Source organism: Streptomyces sp. NBC_00247, from assembly GCF_036188265.1.
Classification (GTDB): domain Bacteria; phylum Actinomycetota; class Actinomycetes; order Streptomycetales; family Streptomycetaceae; genus Streptomyces.
Genome location: NZ_CP108093.1, coordinates 5674998 through 5701582 on the forward strand (window position 1 = coordinate 5674998; position 26585 = coordinate 5701582).

Sequence of the window (26585 nt, forward strand, 5' to 3'; positions counted from 1 at the left end):
AAAGGCCAGTTGGCATGGACCTCATCCCGCTCAAGGCGGCCCTCGCCGACGTCGTGGCGATCCCCGTGACCCCGTTCGCCGAGGACGGGACGATCGACGAGGACACCCACCGGGCGCTGCTGCGGCGGCTCCTGGACGGCGGCGTCCGCATCGTCACCCCCAACGGCAACACCGGGGAGTTCTACGCGCTCACCCCGAAGGAGCGGCGCGCCGTCACCGAGCTGACCGTCGACGAGGTGAGAGGCCGGGCCACCGTCCTGGTGGGGGTCGGGCACGACATGCCGACCGCCGTCGCCGCCGCCGAGCACGCCCGGGACTCCGGCGCCGAACTGGTGATGGTGCACCAGCCGGTCCACCCGTACGTCTCCCAGGACGGCTGGGTCGACTACCACCGGGCCATCGCCGAGGCCGTACCGGAGCTGGGCGTCGTCCCGTACATCCGCAACCCGCTGCTCGCCGGTGAGAAGCTCACCGAACTCGCCGACCACTGTCCCAACGTGATCGGCGTCAAGTACGCCGTCCCGGACGCCGCCCGCTTCGGCGCCTTCGCCCGGGACGCGGGACTGGACCGGTTCGTGTGGATCGCCGGCCTCGCCGAGCTGTACGCGCCCTCGTACTTCGCCACCGGAGCCACCGGGTTCACCTCCGGCCTCGTCAACGTCGCCCCCGCCGTGTCGCTCGGCATGCTGGAGGCGCTGCGGGCCGGGGACTACATCGCCGCGATGAAGGTCTGGGAGCGCATCCGCCGCTTCGAGGAACTGCGCGCGGACCGGCAGTCCGCCAACAACGTCACCGTGGTCAAGGAGGCGCTCGCGGTCCTCGGCCTCTGCCGCCGCGACGTCCGCGCCCCCAGCCGGGTCCTGCCCGAGGCGCAGCGCGCCGAGGTCGCCGACGAGATAGCCGGGTGGTCGGTGTGAGCACCCGCATCGCCCCCGAGGAGCTCCGCAGCCACCAGTGGTACGGAACCGACGGACTCCGCTCGTTCAGCCACAAGGCGCGTACCCGGCAGCTGGGTTACCTCCCCGAGGAGCACCTCGGCAAGCCGGTGATCGCGATCCTCAACACCTGGTCCGACATCAACCCCTGCCACGTCCACCTCCGCGACCGGGCGCAGGCCGTCAAGCGCGGGGTGTGGCAGGCCGGCGGCTTCCCGCTCGAATTCCCCGTCTCCACCCTGTCGGAGACGTTCCAGAAGCCGACCCCGATGCTCTACCGCAACATGCTCGCCATGGAGACCGAGGAGCTGCTGCGCTCCTACCCGGTCGACGGAGCCGTGCTGATGGGCGGCTGCGACAAGTCGACGCCCGCGCTGCTGATGGGTGCCGCCTCCGTCGATCTGCCGGCCGTCTTCGTGCCCGCCGGACCGATGCTGCCGGGCCACTGGCGCAACGAGGTCCTGGGCTCCGGAACCGACATGTGGAAGTACTGGGACGACAAGAGGGCCGGACTCATCGGCGACTGCGAGATGGCCGAACTGGAGAACGGGCTCGCCCGCTCCCCGGGCCACTGCATGACGATGGGCACCGCATCCACCCTGACGGCCGCCGCCGAGGCGCTGGGCGTCACCGTCCCGGGCGCCTCCTCGATCCCGGCCGTCGACTCCGGTCACGACCGGATGGCCGCGCAGTCCGGCCTCCGTATCGTCGAACTGGTGTGGCAGCAGCGAACGTTGTCGCAGATCCTCACCCCGGACGCGTTCGAGGACGCCGTCGCCACGGTCCTCGCGCTCGGCGGCTCCACCAACGCCGTCATCCACCTCATCGCGATGGCCGGCCGCTCCGGCATCAAGCTCACCCTCGACGACTTCGACCGGATCGCCCGCACCGTGCCGGTGCTCGCCAACCTCCGCCCCGGCGGCAAGTACCTCATGGAGGACTTCCACTTCGCGGGCGGACTCCCCGGCTTCCTCTCCCGGCTCACCGACGTCCTCCACCTGGACCGGCCCACCGTCACCCACGACACCCTGCGCGAACAGCTCGACGGGGCCCTCGTCCACAACGACGACGTCATCCGCAAGCGGGAGGAGCCGCTCGCCGACGAGGGCGGCGTCGCGGTGCTGCGCGGCAACCTCTGCCCCGACGGAGCGGTCATCAAGCACATCGCGGCCGAACCGGAACTGCTGCGCCACACCGGCCCCGCGGTGGTCTTCGACGACTACCGGGAGATGCAGCGGACCATCAACGACCCGGCCCTCGCCATCACCCCGGACCACGTGCTGGTGCTCCGCAACGCCGGCCCCAAGGGCGGCCCGGGGATGCCCGAGTACGGCATGCTGCCGATCCCGGACTACCTGCTGAAGCAGGGCGTACGCGACATGGTGCGGATCTCCGACGCCCGTATGAGCGGCACCAGTTACGGGGCGTGCGTGCTGCACATCGCGCCCGAGTCGTTCGTCGGCGGCCCGCTCGCCCTGGTCCGCACCGGTGACCCCATCACCCTGGACGTGGCGGCCCGCCGCCTCAGCCTCGACATCGACGAAGAGGAACTGGAACGGCGCCGGGCCGCCTGGACCCCGCCCCCCGCCCGGTACGGCCGCGGCTACGGCGCGCTCTACCAGGACCAGATCACCCAGGCCGACACCGGATGCGACTTCGCCTTCCTGGCCCGCGAGGGCGACGTACCCGATCCGTACGCCGGCTGACACCGCCGCCGCAGCACTCCGGCGCACCCCGCCGTCCGAGAAACCCTCCGGGGCCTCGCACGGCAAGGAGAAAGCGCTTGCAGGACCGCAACACGACCGGAAACACGAGAGAACGGAGAGGTGTCATGGCACAAGCCGCCGCCGTGGCCAAACCGCCCAAGGTGCCCAGGCGCCGTTCGGCGAACCCCCGCAAGCTGCCCTATCTCCTGATCGCGCCCGCCGGTCTGCTGATGGTGGGGTTCATCGCTTATCCGGTCCTCAGCGTCTTCTACTACAGCCTGCAGAACTACAACGTCACCAAGCCCTGGCGGAACGGGTTCGCCGGCTTCGACAACTACACCAAGATCTTCACCGACGACGACCAGTTCTGGTCCACCCTCGGCTTCAGCGCCCAGTGGGTCGTCACCCAGGTCAGCCTCCAGCTCGTGCTGGGTCTCGCCCTGGCGCTGATCGTCAACCAGTCCTTCGTCGGCCGCGGCATCTCCCGCGCGATGGTCTTCTCGCCCTGGGCCGTCTCCGGCGTGCTGACCAGCACCATCTGGATCCTGCTCTACAACTCCTCGACAGGGTTCAGCCGTTACCTCGCGGACGCCGGGATCGGCGACTACGGCACCTCGGTCCTCTCCGACACCGGAACCGTGTTCTGGGCCGCCACCGTCTCCGAACTCTGGCGCGGTGTCCCCTTCTTCGCCATCCTCATCCTCGCCGACCTCCAGTCCGTCTCCAAGGAGCTCTACGAGGCGGCCTCGGTGGACGGCGCGGGCCGGATCAGGCAGTTCGTCCACATCACCCTGCCCCACCTGCGGGACGCGATCATCCTCTCGACACTGCTGCGCGCGGTCTGGGAGTTCAACAACGTGGACCTGCTGTACACCCTCACGGGCGGCGGGCCCGCGGGCGTGACCACCACACTCCCGCTCTACGTGGCCAACACCGGTATCGAAGGACACGACTTCGGCTACGCGTCCGCGCTCACCACCGTCGCCTTCGTGATCCTGCTCTTCTGCTCGATCGTCTATCTGCGCCTGAGCAAGTTCGGAGGCGACCACAAGTGACTGCCGCACTCGCCGAGAAGACCCCCGCCACCCCGCCTCCGGCCGCCGAGGTGACCCCACCGGCCGGCAACCGCCGCCGCGGACGGGAGCGTTCGTACGACGACGTACCGCGCTGGCAGATCTACGTCCCCCTCGGCGTCTACCTGCTCTTCACGCTCATCCCGTTCTACTGGATGTTCCTCTTCGCCGTCCGCCCGGCCGGCTCCACCTCACTGGCGCCCTGGCCGATGACCGGCGAGCACTTCGAGAAGGTCTGGACGGAACGCAGCTTCGCCGTCTTCTTCCAGAACAGCATGATCGTCGGGATAGCCACCCTGATCGCCACCACCCTGGTCGCGCTGGCGGGCGGATACGCCCTGGCCCGCTTCGACTTCAAGATCAAGGGCGCCTTCATGCTGGCGCTGCTCTGCTCGCAGTTCATCCCGGGCGCGCTGATGCTCGTACCGCTCTTCGAGATCTTCAAGAACCTCCAGATGATCAACTCGCTGGGCAGCGTGGTCATCGCGGAGACGGTCTTCCAGCTCCCCCTGTCGATCATCCTCATCAGCGGGTTCATCAAGAACGTGCCCGTCACGCTGGAGGAGGCCGCCTGGGTGGACGGATGTTCACGCTTCCGCGCCTTCTGCGCCGTCGTACTCCCGCTGCTGCGGCCCGGGTTGATCGCCGTCGGCTCCTTCGCCTTCGTGCACAGCTGGAACCACTTCCTGTTCGCCCTGATGTTCCTCAGTGAGCAGGACAAGCAGACGATCCCGGTCGGCCTGAACACCCTCATCGGCGCGGACAGCGTCGATCTGGGCGCGCTGGCCGCGGGCGGAGTCATCGCCGCGGTCCCCGTGGTGATCATCTTCGCCTTCATCCAGAAGTGGCTGATCACCGGCTTCAGCGCCGGTGCGGTGAAGGGCTGACCCGCGATGACCACCCCCCTCCCGATCGTCCTGGCCGGCGCCAGGGGCCACGGCCGCTGGCACCTCGCCAACATCGAGCGCCTCCAGCGCCAGGGCGTCGTCCGGCTCGCCGGAATCTGCGAGCTGACCCCCCTGACCGAGGCCGAACTCGGAGTGTTCACCGCCGAACCCCCCCGGCAGTCCTCCGACTTCGGCGCACTGCTCGACGCCACCGGCGCCCGTGCGGCCGTCGTCTGCACGCCGATCCCGACCCACACGGACCTCGCGCTGACCGCCGCCCGGCGCGGCGTCCACCTCCTCCTGGAGAAGCCCCCGGCGGCCACCTTCGCCGACTTCACCCGGATGAGCGACGGCGTACGGGAAGCGGGAACCGCCTGCCAGATCGGCTTCCAGTCCTTCGGCTCGCACGCGGTGCCCGTCATCCGCGAGCTCGTCGCCGACGGTGCGATCGGGTCCCTCCGGGGCATCGGCGCGGCCGGCGCCTGGGTGCGCGAGGAGGCCTACTTCCGGCGCGCGCCCTGGGCCGGGCGCCGTCGGCTCGGCTCCACCGACGTGGTCGACGGGGTCCTCACCAACCCGCTCGCCCACGCCGTCGCCACCTCCCTCGAACTCGCGGGGAAGGGCGCCGCCGAGGACGTCGCCGACATCGAGACCGAGCTCTTCCGGGCCCACGACATCGAGGCGGACGACACCAGCAGCCTCCGCGTGACCACCACCGACGGCCTGGCCGTCACGGTCTGCGTCACACTCTGCGCCGAACGCGCCGCCGAGCCGTACGTCGTCGTCCACGGCGACCGGGGCCGGATCACCTTCTGGTACAAACAGGACCGGGTCCTCCTCCAGCGCGCCGGACACGGCCCGGAGGAGACCGTGCACGGCCGCACCGACCTGCTGGAGAACCTCGCCGCCCACCTCGCGGACGACACCCCCCTCCTGGTGCCCCCGCACCGCACCGGCGCCTTCATGCGCGTGGTCGAGGCGGTACGCACCGGAGCCGAGCCCGCCGCCCTGCCCGCCGACGCCTGGTACAGCGAGCCCGCCACCCAGGGGCCCCGGCGCGTGGTCAAGGGCATCGACGCCGTGGTCGACGCGGGCGCCGACTCCCTCGCCCTGTTCTCCGAACTCGGCGCCCCCTGGGCCCGCTCCCGCGAGGTGAGCGCCTCGTGAACACCCTCCGCCTCAGCTGCGCGGGCCGCCCCGTGGGCCGCTACAGCTACCTCCCCGGGGACCACGACGGACGCCCCTACCTGCACCCCGTCACCACCCTCGCGGGCATCCCCGTCACCGAGGAACGCCCCGCCGACCACCGGCACCACCTGGGCGCCTCCGTCGCCGTGCCCGACGTCGCCGGGTACAACTTCTGGGGCGGGCGCACCTTCGTCCGCGACCAGGGACCCACCGCGCTCGACAACCACGGCGTCCAGCGCCACCTGGGCTGGAAACTCCGCGATCCGGACGGCTTCGTCGAGGAGCTCGGCTGGGTGGCCGACGGCACCGAACTGCTCCGCGAGCACCGCACGGTGGCCGTCGTCCCGCTGACCGGCACCGCCTGGGCGCTGGACTTCTCCTTCTCGCTCACCAACCGCGGCCGGGCCGCCCTCTCCATCGGCAGCCCCGCCACCAACGGCCGCCCCGGCGCCGGTTACGGCGGGTTCTTCTGGCGGGCGCCCAAGGAGGACCGGGCACCCGAGGTGTTCAGCGCCACCGACGACGGTGAGGAGGCGGTGCACGGCCGCCGGGCCGACTGGCTCGCGCTGGCCGGCGACGGGTGGACCCTCGTCTTCGCCGGGGCGACCGGGGACACCCGGCACGACCCGTGGTTCGTCCGCACCGCGGAGTACCCGGGCGTCGGCTCCTCCCTCGCGGCCGAGGACCGGCTGCCGGTGGAGCCCGGCGAGACCGTCGTGCGGCGGGTCGTCACCGTCGTGGCGGACGGACGGCTCGGCCGCGACGAGGCGGCTGCCCTCGTCCGCAAGGTGGTGACGGCGTGAGCAGACCCTGGACCGCGGACCGCGGCGACGGCACCTACCGCAACCCGGTGCTCAACGCCGACTGGTCCGACCCGGACGTCGTGCGGGTCGGCGACGACTACTACCTCACCGCGTCCAGCTTCGGCCGCGCCCCCGGACTGCCGCTGCTGCACTCCCGGGACCTGGTCAACTGGTCCCTGATCGGACACGCCCTCGACACCCTCGAACCGGCCGCCGACTTCGCAGCTCCACGCCACGACCGGGGCGTCTGGGCACCCTCGATCCGCCACCACGCGGGCCGGTTCTGGATCTTCTGGGGCGATCCCGACCACGGCATCCGGCAGATCAACGCCGAGGACGTGCGCGGGCCCTGGAGCGAGCCGCATCTGGTGAAGGCGGGCAAGGGGCTGATCGACGCCTGTCCGCTCTGGGACGAGGAGACCGGCGAGGCCTACCTCGTGCACGCCTGGGCCAAGTCGCGCTCCGGGATCAAGAACCGGCTGACCGGCCACCGGATGAGCGCCGACGGCCGCGAACTGCTCGACGAGGGAGCGACGTTGATCGACGGGGACCTGATCCCCGGCTGGTTCACCCTCGAAGGGCCCAAGGTCTACCGGCACGACGGCGAGTTCTGGATCTTCGCCCCGGCGGGCGGGGTGACCACGGGCTGGCAGGGCGCGTTCCGGTCGAAGGACTTCTTCGGGCCGTACGAGGAGCGCGTCGTCCTGGCCCAGGGGCGGACCGAGGTCAACGGCCCCCACCAGGGCGGCTGGGTCCGCACCCCGGCCGGCGAGGACTGGTTCCTGCACTTCCAGGAGCGGGGCGCGTACGGACGGGTCGTCCACCTCCAGCCGATGCGCTGGGACGAGACGGGGTGGCCGGTCCTCGGCGACGACGGCGAACCCTTCCTCGTGCACGCCAAGCCCATCGCGCCCCAGCAGCCGGTGGAGGCACCGGCGTTCGCGGACGGCTTCCCCGGTGGACGGCACGGACGGCAGTGGCAGTGGACCGCCAACCCGCGGGCCGGCTGGACCGTCGAGCACGCCGGGGACGGGCTGCGGCTCGCCTGCGTGCGCACCCCGCACGCGCACGACCTGCGGACCCTGGCGAACGTCCTCGTCCAGCGGCTGCCCGCCGAGGAGTTCACCGCGGAGGTGTCGCTCGCCCTCGGCAGCGACGTGCCCGGCGCCAAGGCGGGCTTCGCCGTGCTCGGTGACGCGTTCAGCTGGATCGGCCTCGAACGGGGCGAGGACGGCTCGGTGTCGCTCGTCCACCGGTACGCGGAGAGCGTCGCCGAACACGAAAGGGACGCCGCACCGGCCCGGCCGGCGCCCGAAGGGCGGGTACGGCTCCGCGTCGAGGTGAGTGCCGGCGCGCGCTGCCGCTTCCACGCCGACACCGGGGACGGCTTCCGCCCCTCCGGCCAGGTCTTCGCCGCCGAACCCTGGCGCTGGGTCGGCGCGCTGCTGGGCCTCTTCGCCACCGCGCCCACCGGGACCGGGCCCGCGGGGACCGCCGAGTTCACCGCCTTCGGCAACCCGGCCGACCCGGCCGGGCCACGGTAGCCGTCCCACCCCGCACCACCGCCCCGTCCCACCCCGCAGGACCCGTACCACCGCCCGTACGCGCACCGCCGCCCGTACGGGGACCACCGCACACCGGTCGCCCCGCACCACCGCACGTCACGCACCTTCGCACCGGCACCTCGCACCGCCCGCACGGTCCCACCCGTACCGCCCGCACGGCACTTCGCACCGCAGCACGGCACTTCGCACCGCAGCACGGCACTTCGCACCGCAGCACGGCACTTCGCACCGCAGCACGGCACGTCGCACCGCAGCACGGACACATCTGTACCGCACGTATGGGAGCCGCAATGACGCACCTCCGTACCACGCGCACCAGGGCAAGCACGCTCGCAGCGGCGCTCGCCCTCGCCGGAGCCTTCCTCCTGCCCGCGAGCCCGGCCGCCCTGGCGTCGGCCCCCGCGCAGGACACCGCGGGACCGTCCGGTGCCCGCGGCTCCTGGTCCGACACCCCGCACGGCTTCGCCTCGCTGGCCGGCGGAACGACCGGAGGCGCGGGCGGACCGGTCGTCACCGTCACCACCCAGGCCGAGCTGGCGAGGTACGCGGGCGCCGAAGGGCGCTACGTCATCCGGGTCGCGGGCTCGCTGGCCGTGGAGCCCTTCGGCCACGACGTCGACGTCACCTCCGACAAGACCATCACCGGCGTCGGGGACACCGCCGAGATCGTGCACGGCGAACTCCACCTCGGCCCCGGCACCCACAACGTGATCATCCGCAACCTGACCATCCGCGACAGCTACGTCGAGGGCGACTGGGACGGGAAGACCACGGACTTCGACGCCATCCAGATGGACACCGCCGACCACGTCTGGATCGACCACAACCGCTTCACGCACATGGGCGACGGCCTGCTCGACATCCGTAAGGACAGCCGGTACATCACCGTCTCGTACAACCAGTTCACCCAGCACAACAAGGCGTTCGGTATCGGCTGGACGACGAACGTGAGCACCGAGATCACCATCGACCACAACTGGTTCACCGGAACCAAGCAGCGCAACCCCTCCGCCGACAACTGCGCCTACGCCCACCTCTACAACAACTACGTCTCCGCGCAGGTCGCGGACGGCGACCCGGTGTGGACGTACGGCAACTGGGCACGCGGCGCCACCAAGATGGTCATCGAGAACAGCTACTACCGGGACGTCCAGCACCCCTACCAGGCGGACGCCACCGCCCAACTCGTCCAGCGCGGCTCGATCCTGAAGAACACCACGGGCCGCACCGACACCCGGGGCGCGGCCTTCGACCCGCACGCCTTCTACCCGTACCGGCTCGACCGCGCCGCCGACGTGCCGGGAATCGTCACCCGCGACTCCGGCCCGCAGAAGGACATCGGTACCGACACCGTGCTGCGCGTGCCGGCCGACTACCCCACCGTGCAGGCGGCGGTCGACGCCGTGCCGCAGGGCAACGACGGCCGGATCACCGTGCGCCTGGCGCCCGGCACGTACCGGGAGCACGTCCGGATCGGCAAGAACCAGCCGTACGTCTCCCTCGTCGGCACCGGCGAGCGGCGCTCGGACACGTTGATCGTCTTCGACACCCCGCAGGGCGAACTCAAGCCGGACGGCACCACCCAGGGGTCCACCGGCAGCGCCACCGTCCTGGTGGAGGGCCACGACTTCACGGCCGAGAACCTCACCTTCTCCAACGACTTCGACGAGGCCGCCGTGGAGATCAGCGGCGAGCAGGCGCTCGCGGTGAAGACCACCGGCGACCGGCTGACCTTCGAGAACACCGGGTTCCTCGGCAACCAGGACACCCTGATGACCGATACCCCGGCTCTCACCCAGAAGGCCCGCGTCTACATCACCGGCTCGTACGTCGAAGGCGACGTCGACTTCCTCTACGGCCGTGCCACCACCGTCGTCGAGAAGTCCGTGATCAAGGCGCTCAGCCGTGGCTCGGACACGAACAACGGCTACATCACGGCCGCTTCGACCTGGAAGGAGAACCCGTACGGCATCCTGATCACCCGCAGCCGGGTCATCAGCGACGCTCCCGCGGACTCCTTCCACCTCGGCCGCCCCTGGCACCCGAGCGGCAACCCGGACGCGATCGGCCAGGTGCTGATCCGCGAGACGTCGCTGCCCGCCGCCGTCAAGGCGACCCCCTGGTCCGACATGAGCGGCTTCCCCTGGCGGGAAGCCCGGTTCAGCGAGTACCGGACCTACGGTCCCGGCGCCGCCGCCACCCCGGACCGCCCCCAGATGTCCCCGGCCGACGCCGCGCTCCACGAGGTGGGCGACTACCTCGCGGGCGAGGACGGCTGGGCACCGCACCGCCGGCGCTGACGCCCCCCACCTGCACGGCGTACACGGCACACCCGTACCCACCCACAGAGAAGAGCCGAACCATGACCATTTCCAAGAAGTCCCGGGGGCGCGCCGCGGCAGCGGTCTCGCTGACCGCGATGCTCGCCCTGACGGCCACCGCGTGCGGTGACGACGGCAGCAGCTCCGGCACCGAGGGCAGCGGCAAGGGCGAGATCACCTTCTGGGACAACAACGGTGGCCCGCGCACCGAGATCTGGACCGAGATCATCAAGGATTTCGAGAAGGAGAACCCGGACATCAAGGTCAAGTACGTCCCGATCCCGATCGCCGACGTGCAGTCCAAGTACGACACCGCCATCGCGGGCGGCGGCCTGCCGGACGTCGGCGGTGTCGGTACGGCCTATCTCGCCAACATCGTCTCGCAGGAGGCGCTGGAGCCGGTCCAGGACCGGATCGAGAAGTCCTCGCTGAAGGGCAAGCTCGTCGAGGGCATGGTCGCGAGCGTCAAGGACGCGGGCGGCCGGGGCGACGACATGTACTCCGTGCCGACCTCCGCGAACAACGGAACCCTCTGGTACCGGACCGACCTCTTCCAGGCGGCCGGTCTGGACGCGCCCTCCACCTGGGCGAAGTTCTACGAGGCGGCCGACAAGCTGACCGACACCAAGAACAACAAGTTCGGCTACACCATCAGAGGCGGGGCGGGCTCCATCGCCCAGGCTCTGGACGCCTCCTACGGCCAGTCCGGCATCACGGACTTCTGGAACGGCGACACCACCACCGTCAACGACCCCAAGAACGTCGCGGCGCTGGAGAAGTACGTCGGCCTCTTCAAGAAGGCGACGCCGTCCGCCGACGTCAACAACGACTTCACCAAGATGGTCGCGCAGTGGGACACCGGCACCATCGGGATGCTGAGCCACAACCTCGGCTCCTACCAGGACCACGTGAAGGCGCTCGGCGACGACAAGTTCGCCGGTATCCCGAACCCGATCGGTGACGGCGGCACCCGCGTCCAGGTCTCCAACCCCGTCGACGGACTCGGACTCTTCCGCAGCAGCAAGAACAAGACCGCGGCCTGGAAGTTCATCGAGTTCGCCGCCTCGCACGCCTCCAACAGCAAGTGGAACGAGTCGGCCGGCGCCATCCCCGCCAACACCGAGGCTGCCCAGGACTCCTGGATCACCGCCTCCGAGCCGACCGCGCTCGCGGCCGGGGCACTCACCGACGGCAGCACCAAGATCGTGAACCTGCCGTACTACCTGCCCGACTGGAACAACATCTCCAAGGCCGACAACGAGCCCGAGTTCCAGAAGCTGCTGCTCGGCAAGATCTCCGCGAAGGACTTCCTGGACAAGATCGCCGGCGAGCTGAACGCGGCCCAGAAGGAGTGGAAGGAACTGGGCAACGGCTGACCGGCCGGACACCCGCCCTCCGCACGCACCACGACCCATCCCGATGAACGGGAGCCGGCGGCGGCCCGGAACGCACCCGCCGCCGGCCCCCCTCCACCTCCGCACGCCCCGAGAGGCAGGAACCGCGTGTCACTCACCCGCAGACGGACGGCGGCCGCACTAGCGGCCCTGCCCCTCGCCCTCGCCGCCTTGCCGGCCGAGGCGCGGGGCCGGGAACCACGTCCCCGTCCCCGTACCGTGCACATCGCCGGCGACTCGACGGCCGCGCAGAAGTACTCCGACGCCGCGCCCGAGACCGGCTGGGGCATGGCCTTGCCCTTCTTCCTCGGCCAGGGACTGCGCGTCGCCAACCATGCGATGAACGGCCGCAGTTCCAAGAGTTTCGTCGACGAGGGCCTGCTCGCCGCGCTGCTGCCCGACGTGCGCCCCGGTGACTTCCTGTTCGTCCAGTTCGGGCACAACGACGAGAAGACCACCGACCCGCTCCGCGGCACCGACCCCTGGACGACCTACCAGGACCACCTGCGCCTCTACGTCGCGGAGGCCCGCGCCCGGCACGCCCGGCCCGTCCTGCTCACCCCGGTGGAGCGTCGCCGCTTCGCCGAGGACGGCACCGCCAAGCCCAGCCACGGGGAGTACCCGGCGGCGATGCGCGCCCTGGCCGCCGAAGAGCGGGTCCCGCTGATCGACACCCAGGCGCTCACCCTCGCCCGTTGGCAGGAGCTGGGGCCCGAGGCCACCCAGGACTACTTCAACTGGCTGGCGCCCGGCGTGTCGCCGAACTATCCGGACGGCGTGCAGGACAACACGCATCTCCAGCCGCGCGGCGCCGTCGACGTGGCCCGGACCACCGCCCGCGCCCTGCTGGACGCCCGGGTGCTCGGCCCCGGCGACGTGCGCCGGCTCGGAGCCCCCGTCCCGGCCCGGTGGATCACCTGGCCGCCGCCGCAACCCTGACTTCCGCCCCACCGGAACAGCACCGTCGCACCACTCGAAGGAAGGCCCGCCCCCTCCGGCGCTCCGTCGTCCCGCCTCCCTTCCCTCTCCGACGAACCCCTCCGACGAACCCCTCCGACGAACCCAGCCCACGAATCCCCCCGACGAACCTCTCCCACGAACCGAAGGAATCCGATGCCCGCACGCATGCGCCACCTCCGTGCCATCACCGTGGTGATGGGCTGCGCCTCCCTCGCCCTCGCCGTGTCGCTGCCGGCCCAGGCCGCCTCCCGGCCGCACTCGAAGCCGGTGGAGCGCGCCGTGCTGCCCGCCCACGACGGCTGGGCCTCCGCGGACGGCTCGACCACCGGCGGGTCGGCGGCCACCCGCGACCACGTGTACACGGTCACCAACCGCGCCGAGCTGATCGCCGCGTTCGAGGACGCCGGCGACGCCCCCAAGATCGTCAAGATCGCCGGGACCGTCCACGGCAACTCCGACGTGAACGGCACCCCCATCGGCTGCGAGGACTACTACACCGGCGGCTACACCCTGGAGAAGTACCTCGCCGCCTACGACCCGGCGGTCTGGGGCACCGACGCCGTTCCCAGCGGCCCGCTGGAGGACGCCCGCGCCGCCTCCGCCGCGCTCCAGGCGGCGGCCGTCAACGTGCCCGTCCCCTCGAACACCACCCTGATCGGCGTCGGCGACGACGCCACCGTCATCGGGGCCAGCCTCCAGATCAAGGACGTCTCCAACGTCATCGTCCGCAACCTGAGCTTCGAGGACACCTACGACTGCTTCCCGCAGTGGGACCCGACCGACACCGAGACCGGGGCCTGGAACTCGGAGTACGACAACCTGGTCGTCACCAACTCCACCCACGTCTGGGTCGACCACAACACCTTCAGCGACGGCGACCGCCCCGACTCGGCCCAGCCGTACTACTTCGGCACGGTCTACCAGCAGCACGACGGCCTCTTCGACATCGTGCGCGGCGCCGACCTGGTCACCGTCTCGTGGAACGTCCTCAAGGACCACGACAAGACGATGCTCATCGGTAACAGCGACAGCGCGGGCGCGACCGACCGGGGCAAGCTCCGGGTGACCCTGCACCACAACCTGTTCCAGAACCTGAAGGAGCGCGCCCCGCGCGTCCGCTTCGGCCAGGTCGACTCGTACAACAACCACTTCGTGGCCCAGACCGGGCACGCGTACGGCTACTCCTACGGCATCGGCATCGAGTCCCAGCTCGTCGCCGAGCACAACGCGTTCACGCTCTCCGCGGACCACGACCCGGCGCTCATCCTGAAGAAGTGGAAGGAGTCCCCGCTGACGGCCGGCGACAACTACGTCAACGGGAAGAAGACCGACCTGATCGCCGTCCACAACGCGGGCGTCCCCGCGGAGCAGCTCGCCTCGGGCGCCGGCTGGACCCCGGTCCTGCGGACCAAGGTCGACTCGCCGCGCGCCGTCCCGGCGCTCGTGGACCGCGAGGCCGGAGCCGGCGGCCACTGCTGACCCCGTCCGCCCCGGGCCTGCCCCGGCCTGCCCCGGGCGGACCTCCACCGGCGGGAGAGCGTGCGGACTGTGCGGGTCCGCGCCCTCTCCCGCCCCCGTATTCAGCCCCCGCCCGGCCGCGCCTCCGTCCGGCCGCGCCCCGGTGCGTGCCCGTTCAGCCGGCGGAGAAGACCCCGCCGCTCGCGGTAACGCCCGTGTCGAAGGCGCTGCGCACGGTGAAATCGTCTTTGCTCGGGTCCCGTTCGCCCTCCGCGTGGTTGTACTGCCCCGCGAAGGTGAGGGTGGCCGCCGGGGTGGTCCTGCCCGGCCGCAGGGTCCAGCGGAACACGAGGAAGCCGCCCTCCTCGCCCACGGAGGTCGTGTAGTCGTCCGTGTGGCCGGACGTCCACGAACCCGTCGTGGTCACCCCGTCGGTCAGCGCGACGCGCAGCTCGACCGTGAGGGAGGTGAGCGGCCGCGCCGCGGTCACCACGACGTCGCTCTGCGCCCAGTACGCGTTGCTTCCGGCGTTCACCGTGCCGTGCGTGGACACCGGGCCGTTGGCCGGGGGGAGTTGGCCGCCGCGTTCCCCGGAGGGCTCGGGCGTGGTCTCCGTACGGTCCGGTGCGGCCGCAACGGGCTGCGCGGACCTGCCGTCGCGGCCCGTCCACGCGACGGCGAGCGAGACCGCCACGAGCACCCCGCAGACCGCCACCGTCGCCGCCGCGATCCGCAGCCTGGGCATCGGCGCGCGAGGCGGGCGTGCCACCCGTCCGGGCGGGTCCTGCGCCATCCCGCGCTCGACCCGCGCCCACATCCGCTCGCGGTCCGGGCGGTGTTCCAGCGCCGCACCGCGCAGGCGTTCCCGCAGCTCCTCGTCCATCAATGCCCTCCTCCGCCGGGCTGCCCCGCCACGGCCACCCGTGCCGGAGCCGGGCCCGCCCCGGGGCCCAGCAGCCGCTGCAACTCCGCCAAGCCCCGGGACGTCTGGCTCTTGACCGTACCGACCGATATCCCGAGGACCAACGACGTGTCCCGTTCGGACAGGTCGAACGCGTGCCGCAGCACGACGCAGGCGCGTTTCCTGAACGGCAGCCTACGCAGCGCCTCCTGGACGTCCACCACGGTGGCCACGTCGGGGTCGTCGACGGTGAACCCGTCGCCGCCACCGGAACGCGGCGCCCAGAACAAGGCGATCCTGCGGCGCTCGCGCACCGCGCTGCGGATGCGGGTGCGCGCCAGGTTGGCGACGACCCCGCGCGCGTACGCGACGGGGTGTTCGGCCTCCCTCATCCGGTCCCAGCGATGCCAGAGGGCCATCAGGGCGTCAGCGGCCAGATCATCGGCCGCATCCGCCTCGCCCGTCAACAGGTGGGCGAGACGAGCCAGTTCAGCGTAGTGCGCCTCGAAGAACTGATGGAACTCGGCGGCAGCGGCAGCGTCGACCACAGTGCCCACGGGTACCTCTCCCTGCTCTCGAATCCCTGTACGCGAACCGCGGTGGCTGTGTACGTTCCCTCAGCGGCACCCAGGGGTGCGAGCGGTGCGAGAGCGTACCAGCGCGCCTCGGACGCGCTGCGAACCGGGTGTCGCTCCAAGTAAGGCGTAACACGGCGAAAACCTGAACCCCCTTTCCGCGAGGGAACATTCAGTCACTCGCCCCGCAGCCCCGCCATCTCATGAAGGAGAGCCATGCCGGACACGCCACAGGCGCAGGAAGTCCCGGAGACACCCCGGACGGCGAAAGCCGCACCGGACCCGGTACCCGCGGGGGCGCCCGCCGCTCCCGGGAACGCGCTGGACCGCTGGTTCGCGATCACCGCGCGCGGATCGAGCCTCGGCCGCGAGATACGCGGCGGCTTCGCGACCTTCTTCACCATGGCGTACATCCTGGTCCTCAACCCGATCATCCTCGGATCGGCCGAGGACAAGTTCGGCGCCCACCTCTCCACGCCCCAACTCGTCACCGTCACCGCACTGGTGGCCGCCGTGATGACCGCGATCATGGGACTCGGCGGCAACCTCCCGCTCGCCATCGCCGCCGGCCTCGGCCTCAACGCGGTCGTCGCGTTCCAGATCGCCCCGCTGATGAGCTGGCCCGACGCGATGGGCCTGGTCGTCCTCGAAGGGCTCATCATCTGCGTCCTGGTCGTCACCGGGCTGCGCGAGGCCGTGATGCGCGCGATCCCGCCCGCCCTCAAGCAGGCCATCAGCGTCGGCATCGGGCTCTTCATCGCGTTCATCGGCTTCGTCGACGCCGGCTTCGTCACCCGCATCCCCGGCGAGACCGGCTCGACCCCCGTGCAGCTCGGCTCGGCCGGGCACCTCACCGGCTGGCCGGTGCTGGTCTTCTGCGTCGGCGTGCTGCTCACCGTCGCCCTGATGGTCCGCAAGGTGAAGGGCGCGATCCTCATCAGCATCGTGGTCAGCACCGTGCTGGCGATCGTGGTCAACGAGATCGCCGACATCGCGCCGGCCGCCTGGGGCCTGACCGTCCCCACGGTCCCCGACGACCTCGTCGCCGCCCCCGACTTCGGGCTCGTCGGCTCCTTCAGCCTCTTCGGCGCCTTCCAGCAGGTCGGCGTGGTGACCATCGTCCTGCTGATCTTCACCCTGATCCTCAGCGACTTCTTCGACACCATGGGCACGGTCGTCGGCGTCTCCCAGGAGGCCGGACTGCTCGACGAGAAGGGCGACGTCCCGAACATCGGCCGCGTCCTCCTGATCGACGGGGCCGCCGCAGCCGTGGGCGGAGCCGCCTCCGCCTCCTCCAACACCGCCTACATCGAGTCCGCGGCGGGCGTCGGCGAGGGCGCCCGTACCGGCTTCGCCTCCCTGGTCACCGGCGCCCTCTTCGCCGTCGCGCTCTTCCTCACCCCGCTGGCCACCGTCGTCCCGGCCCAGGCCGCCGCGCCCGCGCTCATCGCGGTCGGCTTCCTGCTGATGGCCCAGGTCCGCCACATCGAGTGGGAGAGCTACGAGATCGCCGTCCCGGCGTTCCTGACGATCGCCGTCATGCCGTTCACGTACTCGATCACCAACGGTATCGGCGCGGGCTTCCTCGCCTACGTCGTGATCAAGGCCGCCCTCGGCAAGGCGCGGGAGGTGCACTGGCTGCTCTGGGCCACCTCGGCCCTGTTCCTGGTGTACTTCGCGATCGACCCGATCGAGCAGCTGCTCGGCGTCAAGTGAGCCCCGGGCGCACGACCGCCTGAACCGGGGCGGGTGTCCGGGGCGCGCCCCCGGCCCCGGACACCCGCCCCGCCCCCGGTCGGGCCGGTGAAATCGGATAGGGTACCCGCTCCGAACGCCCGTCCACGGGCGCCGCCTTCCGTGCTGCCGCGTTCCGACCGCGCCCGGCGCGGGCCGCGGCCGGAGGCACGAATCCGAATGGGGTGGGGGATTGTCCAAACACCGGTTGTCCAGGAAGAGCCGCTACATCGCCTGGGGGACGGCGGCGGCCGTGGCCGTCGTGGGGTCCGGGATCGTGGCCCAGACCTCGATGGCGGCCACCGCCTGGCCCGCCCAGAAGACCTACACGGGCCAGGCCTTCGACACCTGCACCGCGCCGTCGCTCGCCGCGATGAAGGCGTGGAAGGCCGACAAGTTCTACGGCGCCGCCGCCGTCTACATCGGCGGCAAGAACCGGGGCTGCGCCCAGCCCAACCTGACCTCGTCCTGGGTGAAGTCGGTCAGCTCCACCGGCTGGAAGCTCATCCCGCTCTACGTGGGCGCCCAGCCGCCCTGCCAGAAGAGCGCGAACCCGGAGAAGCTGACCGCCGCCACGGCGGTCTCCCTCGGCGTCAAGGACGGCAACGACGCGGTCGCCAAGGCCGCGGCGCTCGGCATGAAGGCCGGCAGCCCGGTGTACCTCGACATCGAGCCGTACACGATCACGGACAAGGCCTGCAACGACGCGGTGCTGAGCTACGTACGCTCGTTCACCAGGACGCTGCGCGCCAAGACCTACCGGGCCGGGTTCTACGGCTTCAGCAGCTCCAGCGCCAAGGCCATCGCCACGGCGCCGAACAGGACCGACCTGCCGGGCAACCTCTGGTACGCGCTCTGGGACGGCAAGTCCACCACCACGACCGACTGGCCGTGGGCCAAGACGCTGTACACCGACCACAGCCGCGGCCATCAGTACCTGGTCAACAGCAAGGAGAAGCGCGGCGGTTACACCCTCACCGTGGACCGCGACGCCTGGGACGCCCCGGTCGCCCTCGTCGGCTGACCCACGTGGCCCGGGTGGCCCGGTGAACGGGCCGGCCCGCCCTCTCCGGGGGCCGGCCCGCTCCGGCGGGATCACCCCGCGAGCGCCGCCTCCATCATCTTCCGGGCGACCGGCGCCGCCAGGCCGTTGCCGCTGACCTCGGAACGGGCGGCCCCCGAGTCCTCCACGACCACGGCGACCGCCACCTCCTTGCCGGAGGCGTCGTCCTTGGCGTACGAGGTGAACCAGGCGTACGGGGTGTTCTCGTTGCCCACGCCGTTCTGGGCCGTACCCGTCTTGCCGCCCACCTCGGCGCCGTCGATCCGCGCGTTGGTGCCCGTACCGTCCTCGACCACCGTCACCATCGCGCTGCGCAACTGTGCGGCGGTCGACTCCGACACCACCCGCTCGGTGTCGCCGTCCGGGTACTCCTGGAGCGTCGCCCCCTTGGCGTCCGTCACCGAGGAGACCATGTGCGGGGCCGCCAGCTCACCGCCGTCGGCGAGTGCCGCGGAGACCATCGCCATCTGCATCGGTGTGGCCGTCACCTCGAACTGGCCGATGCCGGTGAGCGCGGTCTGCGCGCTGTCCATCTCCTTCGGGTACACGCTCGCCGAGGCGCGCACCGGCACGTCGAGCTTCTCGGTGTCGAACCCGAACTTCTCCGCCATCGCCCGCAGCTTCTCCTGTCCGAGGTCGGCCGCCACCTTGGCGAAGACGTTGTTGCAGGAGTACTGGAGCGCCGTGCGCAGGGTGGCGTTCTCGCAGGGGGCGGAGGCGCTCTCGTTGCTCAGCACGGTCGTGGTGCCGGGCAGGGTGTAGGGGTCGGGGCTGTCGGTGGCCTGGTCCACCGAGTCGTACAGGCCGTTCTCCAGCGCGGCCGACGCCACCACCAGCTTGAACGTCGACCCGGGCGCCAGCGGCTGCCGCAGGGCGCGGTTGACCAGCGACTTGTCGGGGTCGGCCAGCAGCTTCTGCCAGGCGTCCTGGTCCGTGGTCCCGCTGATCGTCGACGGGTCGTACGAGGGGGTGGAGACCATGCCGAGGATGCGGCCGGTCTTCGGGTCCATCGCGACCGCCGCGCCCTTGTCGTCGCCGAGCGCCCCGTACGCGGCCTTCTGCACGTCCGGATCGATCGTCGTCAGCACGTCGCCGGGGGCGGCCGCCTCACCGGTGATCACGTCGGAGGCGTTCTTCAGCCGGTCGTCCGTGCCGTCGAGCACCGGGCCGTAGATGCCCTCCAGCTGGGTGGAGCCGTACGCCTGCGAGCCGTAACCGGTGACGGCGGCGTACAGCTCTCCGTCCGTGTAGGTGCGCTTGTACGCGAGATCTCCGCTCTCCGTCCTCTGCGATCCGGTGACCGGGGAGCCGGCCACGATGATGTCACCGAGCGGCCGCGCGTACTGCGCGATGGTGTTCCGCCGGTTGTTGTCGTTGTCCGCGAGCGCCTTCGCGTCGTACACCTGCACCCAGCTCGCCCGCACCAGCAGCGCGAGGACCAGGAGCAGGCAGAAGACCGAGGTTCGCCTGATCGTCTTGTTCATCCCCCCGGGGGACGAACGGGGGAGCGGCGGATGTTCCCGCTCGTGCCGCTTCTCACCGATTTCTCAGGCGCCCCGTCCGCCGCGCGGGACCTCGCCGCGCGGGGCTCAGAGGCGGCGGGTCGCCAGCGTCAGGCGGTCGCGGGCGTCGAAGAGGGCGTCCTTCACCGTCTGCTCGTGGGCGGGGGTGAGCCGGGCGACCGGTACCGAGCAGCTGATGGCGTCGCGCGAGGGCGTCCGGTACGGGATCGCCACACCGAAGCACCGCAGCCCCAGCGTGTTCTCCTCGCGGTCCACCGAGTACCCCTGCTCGCGGATGGTGTGCAGCTCCTCGATGAGCCGCTCGCGGTCGGTCAGGGTGTGCTCGGTCAGCGCCGGGAGCGTCTCGGGCAGCATCTTGCGCACCTGCTCGTCGCTGTAGGTGGCCAGCAGCGCCTTGCCCAGCGAGGTGGAGTGCGCGGGCAGCCGGCGTCCGACGCGGGTGAACGGGCGGAGGTAGTGCTGGGACTGGCGGGTCGCGAGGTAGACCACGTTGGTGCCGTCGAGCCGGGCCAGGTGGATGGTCTCCGTGGTGTCGTCGGAGAGCCGGTCGAGCGTGGGGCGGGCGGCGGCCACCACCTCGTCGCCGTCGATGTACGAGGTGCCGACCAGCAGGGCCCGCACCCCGATGCCGTACCGGGTGCCGGTGGCGTCGGTCTCCACCCAGCCGAGCTCGACCAGGGTGCGCAGCAGCATGTAGAGGCTGGACTTGGGATAGCCCACCGCCTCCTGCACGGCGGCGAGGGAGTGCATCCCGGGGCGCCCCGCGAAGTATTCGAGGAGCTCCACCGTCCGTACCGCGGACTTGACCTGCGCCCCACCAGACTCGGCAGTCGACATCGCCCTCGCCCCTTCCCAACTTCTTCGAAATCCCGTGACTACGCCGTGACTTCTTGCCTGTGACTTCTTGCCAACGCGGAACGCCCGGAAATAGAGTTCCAGGACATTCACGATGAGGAACGCTGTTCAGAATACCGAACAACTTCCTGGCGTGTGGCAGAGAGTACGGAAGGGAAAACGGTGGCAGCAGCACCAGTCTGGAGCGTCGACCCCCGCACCGGGAACCCGCGCGAGCAGGTTGCGGTGGAGGCTACAGCGGAGGAGGTCGACCGCGTGGTGCGGGCGGCGCACGCCGTCCGCGACGCCCTCGCCGACCGCACCGTCCGCGCCGCCTTCCTGCGCACCGCGGCCGACCTGCTCGCCGGGGCCAAGGAGGCCGTCGTGGCGACCGCCGACGCCGAGACCGCGCTCGGCGCGACCCGGCTGACCGGCGAACTCGCCCGCACGGCAGCCCAGTTGCGGGCCTTCGCCGAGGTCGTCGAGGAGGGTGCCTTCCTCGACATCCACATCGACCACGAAGACGCCGGCCGCACCCCGCCCTGGCCCGACCTGCGCCGCTGGAAGATCCCGCTCGGTGTCGTCGCCGTCTACGCGGCCAGCAACTTCCCGCTCGCCTTCTCCGTCCCCGGCGGCGACACCGCGAGCGCGCTGGCCGCGGGCTGCCCGGTCGTCGTCAAGTCGCACCCCGACCACCCGGCCACCTCCGAGCTGACCGCCTCCCTGCTCCGCCGCGCCGCCGCCACGCACGGGCTGCCCGAGGAGATCGTCGGGCTGGTGCACGGCTTCGAGGCCGGCGTCGAACTGGTCCGCCACCCGCTGATCTCCGCCGCAGGCTTCACCGGCTCGATCCGCGGCGGACGCGCCCTCTTCGACGCGGCGGCGGCCCGTCCCGCCCCCATCCCCTTCCACGGCGAACTCGGCTCCCTCAACCCCGTCGTCGTCACCGAAGCCGCCGCGGCCGAGCGCGGCGAGCAGATCGGCGCCGGTCTCGGCGGCTCCATGACGATGGGCGCCGGACAGTTCTGCACCAAGCCCGGACTGGTCCTGGTCCCGGCGGGCGAGAACGGTGACGCGCTGGTGAAGACCCTCACCGCGACCGTCGGCGACACCGCCCCCGCCGTCATGCTCGACCACCGGATGCGGGACGCCTTCATCGCCGGAGTGCGCGAACGGGCCGCCCTCCCCGACGTGGAAGCACCCGTCACCCCGGGCGACGGCGGCGCACACGCGGTCGCCTCCGGCTTCCTCACCGTCCCGGCCTCCCGCCTCGCCGAGGACGGCCCGCACGAGGCGCTCCTGGAGGAGTGCTTCGGCCCGGTCACCGTCGTCGCCCGGTACGGCTCCGAGGACGAGATCGCCGCCGTACTCGGCCGTCTCCCCGGCAACCTCACCGCCACCCTGCACATCTCCGGCGAGGAGGAGGCGGGCGGCGCCGCCCCGCTCCTCGCCGCCCTCACCCCGCTCGCCGGGCGGGTACTCGTCAACGGCTGGCCCACCGGCGTCGCCGTCGCACCCGCCCAGCACCACGGCGGCCCCTACCCGTCGACCACGTCCACCTCGACCTCGGTCGGCGCGACCGCCATCGAGCGGTGGCTGCGCCCGGTGACGTACCAGTCGACCCCCGAAGGCCTCCTCCCGCCCGAGCTCCACGACGACAACCCGCTGGGCCTGCCCCGCCGGGTGAACGGATGACGACCATGACCGTGCGCATTCCCGAACTCCCCTTCGAGCTGGAGCCGTTCGGACCCGAGGGCAAGTGGACCTACGAGGACGGTGCGCTGACCGGCACCGCGGGCGCCCAGCAGGACCGCTTCGTCCCGCCCGGCGGCGACTCCCTCGAACCGACGAGCGACGCGCCGCGTCTGCTCGGCACCCCGCCGCCCGGCGACTTCCAACTCGTCGCCCGGGTGAAGACCTCGTTCGCGGGCGCCTACGACGCCGGAGTCCTCTACCTCCACGTCGGGGAGCGCGACTGGGCGAAGATCTGCCTGGAGCTCTCGCCCGCCGTGCCCACCATCTGCACGGTGGTCACCCGGGGCGTCTCCGACGACGTCAACTCCTTCACCGTGGACGGCGACACCTTCTGGCTGCGGCTCAGCCGCAACGGCGGCGCCTTCGCCTTCCACGCCTCGCCGGACGGCGTCACCTGGACCTTCGTCCGCCTCTTCGCCCTCGGCGACCCGCAGGCCACGGCCTTTGCCTCGGTCGGCTTCCTCGTCCAGGCGCCCGTGGGCGACGGCTCCGAGTCCACCTTCGACCGGATCTCCTTCCGCCAGGAGGGTGTCGCCGACCTGCGCGACGGCAGCTGAGCGCGCTCGCCCGCCGCTCGTACCCCGGCCCCTGCCCGCCGCCTCCGTCCGGCGGGCAGGGGCCGGACCCGTACCACTGCCACATGAACCGGTGCCGCTGAGGCGGCAGTTGGCCGACCTCGGGCAACATCGGTACAGCGGCTGACGCCAAGTCGGTGATCGTGGCCGCCCAAGGCGGCACCCGGAGGCGGAGGCGATCGACGAAGCCCCGGACCTGTTCCAGGGCCTGATGGCCTCGCGTCTGTCGAACACGACGAAACGGAAGACGGCGAAGGAACGGCTGTCGACGCTGCCGCAGCTGGAGAAGACGTCGCGGACGCTCGCACGGGCGGCGAAGGCGCTGGTCGAGGAGTCGGCGCTGGTCGAAGAGCAGGGCGCGGACGTGGACCTGGTCGCGCTGTGGGCGGCGCCGGAGGAAGTCGCCCCGCGCGCCGCCGTGATGACCGCCGCGGCCACCGGGGCGCCGAGGGCTCCGGCCCCCGGTCACCTCATGGCGCGTGCGTCACCCGGCGCGCGTGCGTCACTTGGTGTTGCGCACGTACCAGCTCTCGCCGTACAGGTTCTGCCCCGTACTGTCGTACACCTGTACGTTGCATTCGAGGTGCGAGGGAATGGCGTGCGCGTAGTTCGTGTCGATGTCGGCCGCCACCGCACCGCTCGCGCCCAGGCTCGCTCCCGTCACCCCGTCGAAGTGGGCGACGACTTCGTACTCCACCACGTTGCCGGCCTTGATCTCCTCCTTCACGTTCGCCTCCGCGTAGTGCAGGTGGTTGGAGTTGCCCGTCTTGGTCAGCGGCGTGAGGTTGGTCAGAGTGTTGCCGGGGCCGCCCAGGTTGTCGTTCAGCAGGTGGCCCTGCACCATGTTCAGCGCGAACCAGGCTCCGGTGGGGGTGCTCGACGAGGGCCACCACGAGGGCTTGACGCTCGGCCGCTTGCCCTTGGTGATGGAGTTGGGGTGCAGCTCGGCCTGCATGTAGGTGCCCACGTCGTTGACGGTGTTGCCGTACCGCACCTGGTGACGGCCCCCGTACGCGCGCTGAATCGCCCTGGAGACCGTCGGGGCCGCGTCGTCCGCAGCGGCGGGGGCGCCACCGGTTTCCCGGGCCCAGGTGGGAGGCGCGCCGCCCATCACCCGGTGCGCGTTGGCTTCGGCCTCGCGCTCGAAGCGGTCGGAGGGGTCGCTCACCCGCAGGCCGTTGCCGTTGTCCGCTCCGGAGACCTGGCCCTGGCGCTGCTGGATGACGTGCGTCAACTCGTGGGCGAGGGTGTGCTTGTCGCCGCCGCCTCGGCCGACGACCACATGGCTGCCCGAGGTGTAGGCGCGGGCGCCCAGTTCCGCCGCGGACTGCTGGGCGGCGGAGTCCGCATGGATGCGGACGTTGGAGAAGTCCGCGCCGAGCCGCGCCTCCATCTCGGTGCGCAGTCCGGATTCCAACGGCTGCCCCGACCCTTGCAGCACGCGGTGCACGGAGGAGCGCTGCACCGCGTGCTGTTCGGCACCGTCACCGCAGCCGGCCCCGTGTTCATGACCTTCCTGGGCCCACGCGTGTCCGCTCCGTCGGAGCAGCTGAACGACCGCGGCGTTCCCCACCGCCGTCTGCAGCCCGAGAAGACCTGGGGCGGACGGGCTCGCAAGAACATCGGGGCGACGCTTGGGAGCGGCCGTGCCTCCCGCTTCGCGTCCCTTCTCTCTGTCCACGGCGGAAGCCAAGTTCTTCTCCTCAGGGAAGTGATCAGGAAGCGATCAGGAAGTGGCCAGGGAATTGACCCGGGAAATGGAGCAATCTGCCCGTTCTACGTCGCCCGCCGCCGCGAATCCAGGTGCTCCGGGGCACCTTTGGCCGACGACCGGGCAACGAACTCCGGCCGATCGTGCAAAGTCGACCGCACGGGATCGGGCGGCTCACCGCACACGAAGGAGTCCATGATCTTGAAGGGGCGAGCGCCCGGGTTCCCGGCTGCCACCGCGAGCCGGCGTGTGCTGCCGCACGCCCTCTCGACGGGCCGTCAGCACGTCCCGGGCGCGTGCACCCGCCCGGCGAAAAGCGATGGCCGGTCCGGCCCGGATGGGCGATCATGCCGCTCATGAGCGAGCAGCCCGAACGATGGACCCAGGCCACCGTATACCCCGACATGTGGGCCGATCCGGGCGACGATCCCCGGGACAAAGGAGAAGACAGCCCCGAAGGGGAGCTGCCCACTCTTCAGGACTACCTCAAGGACTACCGCCTGACCCTTCTGATGAAGTGCGAAGGGCTCAGCCCCGAGCAGCTGGCCCGCCGCAGTGTCCCGCCGTCCACGATGTCCCTGCTCGGCCTGGTGCGGCACCTCGCCGAGGTGGAGCGTGACTGGCGCAACTGGATCACCGACGCAGACCCGCTGCCGAAGCTGTACGGAGCGCGCGACGGCGACTTCGACGGAGCCGTGGCCGAACAGTCGCTGGTGGACGGCGCGTACGCGGACCTCGCCCGCGAACAGGCCGCCACCGACGCCGCGTTGTACGCCCACCCCGACCTCGGGGAGCGCCTCGGCGAGGACGGCATCGCGGTCCGGGAACTGCTGGTCCACCGGATCGAGGAGTACGCCCGCCACTGCGGCCACGCCGACCTGCTGCGCGAGTGCGTCGACGGGCGGGTGGGCCAGTGATCCCGGGCGGTACCTGACCCGCCGCCCGCCACGTCGCCGGACGCGCCTCGGAGCCGTACGACGCCTTCCGGCTCAGCGGTCCACGGCCGGCAGCCGGTCCAGGCCCGTCTCCCGGAGCACCCGCCCGACCGTGTCCGCGAGGGCGCTCGAAGCGCCGATCACGGTCTCCGCGCCCCCGGGCAGCAGGTCGAGAGGGCGGTACCAGGAGCGCAGGTCGTCCGCCCCGACCACCTCGGCGATCGGCTTGGTGGCGTGCCGCAGCAGCGTCTCCTCGAACGGCACGTCCAGGTAGAAGCCGTGCGTCGGACCGCGGTGGTCCGCGCGCAGCCGGGCCAGCATGTCGCCGTAGTGATCCGCGTACAGGATGCCTTCGAGGACGACGTGGAACCCGGCGTCGAGTGCGTACCGGGCGACGGTGCCGATCAGACCGATGTTCGCCGCCCCGGGCCGGTCACGCTCCCGCAGCACGGTCCGCCGCAGGTTGTCCTGCCCCACCAGGGCCACCCCCCGGCCGAACCGCTCCCGTACCCCGGCCGCGACGGCCGACTTCCCGGAGGCGGAATTGCCGCGCAGCACGACGAGACGGGTCTGGGTGGTACCGGTGCGCATCCACCGGACTCTACGCGCGGCGGACCCCGGACACACGGTGGTACACGGTGTCCCGCACGCCGTGGCCCACGCCGGTGCGCGCCCGCGCGGAACCGGCC

At 71.3% G+C, this 26585-nt stretch carries 22 protein-coding genes and 1 pseudogene; 17 read left to right on the top strand and 6 right to left on the bottom strand.

Annotated features, from left to right (window positions below; genetic code table 11):
• The first annotated feature begins 14 nt into the window (after positions 1-14).
• The 11 genes from OHT52_RS24680 to OHT52_RS24730 all read left to right on the top strand — a co-directional run bounded on the left by OHT52_RS24680 (position 15) and on the right by OHT52_RS24730 (position 14311).
• Positions 15-917 carry a dihydrodipicolinate synthase family protein gene (locus OHT52_RS24680; protein ID WP_328722357.1) on the top strand — a complete coding sequence of 301 codons (903 nt, stop codon included), beginning with the start codon at positions 15-17 and terminating at the stop codon, positions 915-917.
• Entirely contained in the window at positions 914-2641 is a 1728-nt protein-coding gene (araD, locus tag OHT52_RS24685) for an L-arabinonate dehydratase (RefSeq protein ID WP_328722358.1), read from the top strand. Before OHT52_RS24680 ends, araD begins: the two co-directional genes overlap by 4 nt.
• 125 nt (positions 2642-2766) lie before the next feature.
• A complete protein-coding gene (locus OHT52_RS24690; protein WP_328722359.1) occupies positions 2767-3696 on the top strand; it encodes a carbohydrate ABC transporter permease in 930 nt (309 codons plus the stop codon).
• Entirely contained in the window at positions 3693-4601 is a 909-nt protein-coding gene (locus OHT52_RS24695) for a carbohydrate ABC transporter permease (RefSeq protein ID WP_328722360.1), read from the top strand. The genes OHT52_RS24690 and OHT52_RS24695 overlap by 4 nt, the downstream gene beginning before the upstream one ends.
• Before the next feature lie 6 nt (positions 4602-4607).
• A complete protein-coding gene (locus tag OHT52_RS24700) occupies positions 4608-5768 on the top strand; it encodes a Gfo/Idh/MocA family protein (RefSeq protein ID WP_328722361.1) in 1161 nt (386 codons plus the stop codon).
• Positions 5765-6592: a PmoA family protein gene (locus OHT52_RS24705; RefSeq protein WP_328722362.1), complete on the top strand. Its 828-nt coding sequence runs from the start codon at positions 5765-5767 to the stop codon at positions 6590-6592. Before OHT52_RS24700 ends, OHT52_RS24705 begins: the two co-directional genes overlap by 4 nt.
• Entirely contained in the window at positions 6589-8136 is a 1548-nt protein-coding gene (locus tag OHT52_RS24710) for a glycoside hydrolase family 43 protein (RefSeq protein WP_328722363.1), read from the top strand. The genes OHT52_RS24705 and OHT52_RS24710 overlap by 4 nt, the downstream gene beginning before the upstream one ends.
• A 311-nt stretch (positions 8137-8447) precedes the next feature.
• The gene (locus tag OHT52_RS24715) at positions 8448-10457 is read left to right on the top strand and encodes a pectinesterase family protein (protein WP_328722364.1); all 2010 of its coding nucleotides are present in this window, start codon (positions 8448-8450) and stop codon (positions 10455-10457) included.
• A 62-nt stretch (positions 10458-10519) separates the two neighbouring features.
• Positions 10520-11854: an ABC transporter substrate-binding protein gene (locus tag OHT52_RS24720; RefSeq protein ID WP_328722365.1), complete on the top strand. Its 1335-nt coding sequence runs from the start codon at positions 10520-10522 to the stop codon at positions 11852-11854.
• 126 nt (positions 11855-11980) lie between these two features.
• Positions 11981-12811 (top strand): rhamnogalacturonan acetylesterase, encoded by an 831-nt coding sequence (locus OHT52_RS24725; protein WP_328722366.1) that lies wholly within the window; start codon positions 11981-11983, stop codon positions 12809-12811.
• Positions 12812-12985: 174 nt separating this feature from the next.
• Positions 12986-14311 carry a pectate lyase family protein gene (locus OHT52_RS24730; protein WP_328722368.1) on the top strand — a complete coding sequence of 442 codons (1326 nt, stop codon included), beginning with the start codon at positions 12986-12988 and terminating at the stop codon, positions 14309-14311.
• Positions 14312-14465: 154 nt separating this feature from the next.
• Here OHT52_RS24730 and OHT52_RS24735 read toward each other — a convergent pair whose 3' ends face one another.
• Positions 14466-15173 (bottom strand): hypothetical protein, encoded by a 708-nt coding sequence (locus OHT52_RS24735; protein ID WP_328722369.1) that lies wholly within the window; start codon positions 15171-15173, stop codon positions 14466-14468.
• Positions 15173-15748 carry a SigE family RNA polymerase sigma factor gene (locus OHT52_RS24740; protein ID WP_328722370.1) on the bottom strand — a complete coding sequence of 192 codons (576 nt, stop codon included), beginning with the start codon at positions 15746-15748 and terminating at the stop codon, positions 15173-15175. The genes OHT52_RS24735 and OHT52_RS24740 overlap by 1 nt, the downstream gene beginning before the upstream one ends.
• Positions 15749-15982: 234 nt before the next feature.
• Here OHT52_RS24740 and OHT52_RS24745 point away from each other — a divergent pair, with 234 nt between their 5' ends.
• On the top strand, positions 15983-17482 hold the full coding sequence (locus tag OHT52_RS24745; RefSeq protein WP_328722372.1) for an NCS2 family permease: 1500 nt from the start codon (positions 15983-15985) through the stop codon (positions 17480-17482).
• A gap of 211 nt (positions 17483-17693) precedes the next feature.
• Positions 17694-18524, top strand: coding sequence for a glycoside hydrolase domain-containing protein (locus tag OHT52_RS24750; protein WP_328722374.1), 831 nt, complete (start codon positions 17694-17696; stop codon positions 18522-18524).
• 71 nt (positions 18525-18595) lie between these two features.
• Here OHT52_RS24750 and OHT52_RS24755 read toward each other — a convergent pair whose 3' ends face one another.
• Together OHT52_RS24755 and OHT52_RS24760 are read right to left on the bottom strand one after the other, a co-directional pair.
• Positions 18596-20047 carry a peptidoglycan D,D-transpeptidase FtsI family protein gene (locus tag OHT52_RS24755; protein ID WP_328722376.1) on the bottom strand — a complete coding sequence of 484 codons (1452 nt, stop codon included), beginning with the start codon at positions 20045-20047 and terminating at the stop codon, positions 18596-18598.
• A gap of 105 nt (positions 20048-20152) precedes the next feature.
• On the bottom strand, positions 20153-20923 hold the full coding sequence (locus tag OHT52_RS24760; RefSeq protein ID WP_328722378.1) for an IclR family transcriptional regulator: 771 nt from the start codon (positions 20921-20923) through the stop codon (positions 20153-20155).
• A gap of 180 nt (positions 20924-21103) precedes the next feature.
• Here OHT52_RS24760 and OHT52_RS24765 point away from each other — a divergent pair, with 180 nt between their 5' ends.
• The 3 genes and pseudogenes from OHT52_RS24765 to OHT52_RS31540 form a co-directional block, all read left to right on the top strand.
• Positions 21104-22615 (top strand): aldehyde dehydrogenase (NADP(+)), encoded by a 1512-nt coding sequence (locus OHT52_RS24765; protein ID WP_328722380.1) that lies wholly within the window; start codon positions 21104-21106, stop codon positions 22613-22615.
• A 5-nt stretch (positions 22616-22620) separates the two neighbouring features.
• Positions 22621-23232 carry a DUF1349 domain-containing protein gene (locus OHT52_RS24770; RefSeq protein WP_328722382.1) on the top strand — a complete coding sequence of 204 codons (612 nt, stop codon included), beginning with the start codon at positions 22621-22623 and terminating at the stop codon, positions 23230-23232.
• A 175-nt stretch (positions 23233-23407) separates the two neighbouring features.
• A pseudogene (locus tag OHT52_RS31540) lies at positions 23408-23693 on the top strand (hypothetical protein); the annotation flags it as partial.
• A 59-nt stretch (positions 23694-23752) separates the two neighbouring features.
• On the opposite strand, the gene OHT52_RS31545 reads toward OHT52_RS31540, so the two are convergent.
• Positions 23753-24667 carry an eCIS core domain-containing protein gene (locus tag OHT52_RS31545; RefSeq protein WP_443046660.1) on the bottom strand — a complete coding sequence of 305 codons (915 nt, stop codon included), beginning with the start codon at positions 24665-24667 and terminating at the stop codon, positions 23753-23755.
• 650 nt (positions 24668-25317) lie between these two features.
• On the opposite strand from OHT52_RS31545, the gene OHT52_RS24780 reads away from it, so the two are divergent.
• Positions 25318-25878 carry a DinB family protein gene (locus OHT52_RS24780; RefSeq protein WP_328722383.1) on the top strand — a complete coding sequence of 187 codons (561 nt, stop codon included), beginning with the start codon at positions 25318-25320 and terminating at the stop codon, positions 25876-25878.
• Positions 25879-25950: 72 nt separating this feature from the next.
• On the opposite strand, the gene OHT52_RS24785 is transcribed toward OHT52_RS24780, so the two are convergent.
• On the bottom strand, positions 25951-26487 hold the full coding sequence (locus tag OHT52_RS24785) for a kinase (RefSeq protein WP_328722384.1): 537 nt from the start codon (positions 26485-26487) through the stop codon (positions 25951-25953).
• Positions 26488-26585 lie beyond the last annotated feature (98 nt).